The organism is Spirillospora sp. NPDC049652, assembly GCF_040675125.1.
Taxonomy (GTDB): Bacteria; Actinomycetota; Actinomycetes; order Streptosporangiales; family Streptosporangiaceae; genus Spirillospora.
Map to the genome: position 1 here is coordinate 1 of NZ_JBFAOF010000937.1, position 2,737 is coordinate 2,737.

2 protein-coding genes, 2 pseudogenes and 1 riboswitch are annotated in these 2,737 nt (G+C 71.9%); all 4 genes and pseudogenes read left to right on the forward strand.

Features of this window, described 5'->3' with window-relative positions; translation table 11 throughout:
* Nucleotides 1-437: pseudogene (locus AB0J52_RS35085) on the forward strand (hypothetical protein); the annotation flags it as partial.
* 89 nt (nt 438-526) lie between these two features.
* A riboswitch (FMN riboswitch) is annotated at nt 527-657 on the forward strand.
* A gap of 101 nt (nt 658-758) precedes the next feature.
* Nucleotides 759-1,343: pseudogene (locus AB0J52_RS35090) on the forward strand (riboflavin synthase); the annotation flags it as partial.
* A gap of 116 nt (nt 1,344-1,459) precedes the next feature.
* A complete protein-coding gene (locus tag AB0J52_RS35095) occupies nt 1,460-2,110 on the forward strand; it encodes a nicotinamide mononucleotide transporter family protein (RefSeq protein WP_500187210.1) in 651 nt (216 codons plus the stop codon).
* A gap of 125 nt (nt 2,111-2,235) precedes the next feature.
* Nucleotides 2,236-2,737: 3,4-dihydroxy-2-butanone-4-phosphate synthase (locus AB0J52_RS35100; RefSeq protein ID WP_500187212.1), on the forward strand; the 502-nt coding region annotated here is incomplete at its 3' end.

Genomic DNA, 2,737 nt, shown 5'->3' on the forward strand with positions numbered 1-2,737 from the left:
GTGACGTCGAGGTGCGCGCGACGTACCGCTGCTGGCCGGAGGAGCGGGTCCCGGAGATCCGCGACCGGCTGCGCCGCATCGCGGGCGGACACCCGGACGCTCGCGTCGATTTTTCCGCCGATCCGTTCCCGGCGATGGTGTGCCCGCCGCGTCCCGGACGGGAGGTGCGCGACCACCTGGCGGCGAGGCTCGGCCGCCGGTCGGTCGCGCCCCTGCACGCGGCGGTTCCGTTCAGCGGAGAGGACTTCGCCCTCTTCCTTCGCCGCGTCCCAGGCACGTTCAGCTTCCTCGGCGTCCGCCGTCCCGGCGCGGACGTCGCCACCGCCTACCCGCACTTCGGCGTCTTCGACCCGGACGAGCGGGCGATCGGGGCCGGCGTGCGCGCGATGGCCGGCTGGCTGGCCCACCGCACCGGAACCGGACATCCTACACCCTAGCGAGCGCTTGGTTGGTTTGACCGCCCCGTGGGGGTTCTCACATGGGCGCGGGAACAAACGGCGTGGCACACTGGTTGGCAAGCAAGTGCACGCGTGCTCCGGGGTCGGTGAAAGTCCGAACCGGCGGTGATAGTCCGCGACCCGGCCGAAGCCATCGGCCGGTTGACCCGGTGGAACTCCGGGACCGACGGTTAAAGTCCGGATGGGAGGCAGCGCGCGAACGGCCCCTGCTCGAGGTGAAAAGGGGCTGCACGCCGTACGCGACCGTCGTGCTGGCAGGAACCCCGGAGCCTGACCCCCGAAAGGGAGGCCCGGGACACCATGTTCACCGGCATCGTCGAGGAACTCGGCGAGATCAGGGCGGTCGAGTCCGCAGGGGATTCGGCCCGCCTCACCATCCACGGCCCGCTCGTCACCTCCGACGCGGTCCACGGCGCGTCCATCGCGGTCAACGGCGTGTGCCTGACCGTCGTGGACGTGGCGGACCAGACCTTCACCGCCGACGTCATCAAGGAGACGCTCGACCGCTCCGGCCTCGGCGCCCTCACCCCCGGCACGCGGGTGAACCTCGAACGCCCCGTCCGCGTGTCCGACCGGCTCGGCGGCCACATCGTGCAGGGCCACGTGGACGGCGTCGGCGCGATCCTCTCCCGCGAGCCCGGCGAGCGCTGGGACGTCGTGACCGTCTCGCTGCCGCCCGGCCTCGCCCGCTACGTCGCCGACAAGGGCTCGATCACCGTGGACGGCATCAGCCTCACCGTCGTCCAGGCCGGCGCCGACCGGTTCAGCGTCGCGCTCATCCCCACCACGCTCGCCCTCACCACCCTCGGCCGCAAGGACGTCGGCGACCTGGTCAACCTCGAGGTCGACGTCGTCGCCAAGTACGTCGAGCGCATGATGACCGCCGCGACCCCCGCGGCCACCGAGAACCCCGTGGCCACCGAGAACCCCGCGGTGCCCGCGCCCGCCGCCCCCTCCGCCGACCCCTCCGCGAACACCGTCGTGAACAGCGAGGACGCGTCGTGAACTGGCTGAACTCGAGCTTCACCCTCTTCGGTGAGCACGTCCTGTGGACGGACCTGGTCGGCAACGCGCTGTCCCTCGCCGTGGTGTACCTCGCCATGCGCAAGACGCTGTGGACCTGGCCCGTGCAGATCGCCGGGGCGCTGCTGCTGCTCGCCGCCTCGCTGCACGCCCACGTCCCCGGCAACGCCCTCAAGCAGGGCCTGTTCGTCTTCCTCGGCGCGTACGGCTGGGTCATGTGGGCCCGCGGCCGCCGCGACGGCGGCCCCCTGGTCATCCGCAAGGCCACCGCCCGCGAGCGGGTCGTGCTGCTGGCCGCGCTCGCGCTCGGCACGGTCCTGGTCGCGCAGCTGTTCATGCACATGACCTGGCTGAAGGTGGCCTGGTCGCCGTGGGCCAACGCCTACATCTTCGTGGGCAGCGCCGCCGCGACCTTCGCGCAGAGCCGCGCGCTGGTGGACTTCTGGATCATCTGGGTGCTGGTCGACCTGGTCGGCGTGCCGCTGGCCCTCAAGTCCGGCCTCTGGGTGTCCGGTGCGGTGTACGGGATCTTCTTCGTCATGGTCATGGCCGGGTTCCGCAACTGGCTCAGGGAGGCCCGCCGGAACCCGCGAATTCAAGCCCGCGAGGACGGGACGGTGACGGCATGATGACCGAATTCGACAACCACGCGAGAGCCGCCGGACGGCCCGGCGAGGAGCGGCTGACCGGCGCCGACAGGCTGATCCGGGGCGGCGCGCCCGTGCGGGGCGCGGTGCCGGACGGCGACGAGGTGATGACCGGCAGCGACCTGCCGAGGGCCGACGACCCGGAGGGGATCTTCGACCCGGTCGAGGAGGCCGTCGCGGCCATCGCGGCCGGCCGCCCCGTCATCGTGGTGGACGACGAGGACCGCGAGAACGAGGGCGACATCATCTTCGCCGCCGCGAAGGCGACGCCCGAGCTGCTCGCCTTCACCATCCGCCACACCAGTGGCGTGATCTGCGCGCCGATGCTCGGCCCGGACCTGGACCGGCTGCACATCCCGCTGATGACCGCCCAGAACCGGGACCGCATGCGCACCGCGTTCACCGTCACGGTGGACGCCCGCGACGGTGTGACGACCGGCATCTCCGCCGCCGACCGGGCGCGCACCCTGCACGTCCTGTGCGACCCGGGCAGCGAGCCGGACGCGCTGGTCCGGCCGGGGCACATCTTCCCGCTGCGCTTCTTCGTGACCGTGTCTGGGCGAACGCGGCATCGCTTCGCGATCTGCCCGGTTTCGCTCGCCTTCGGCT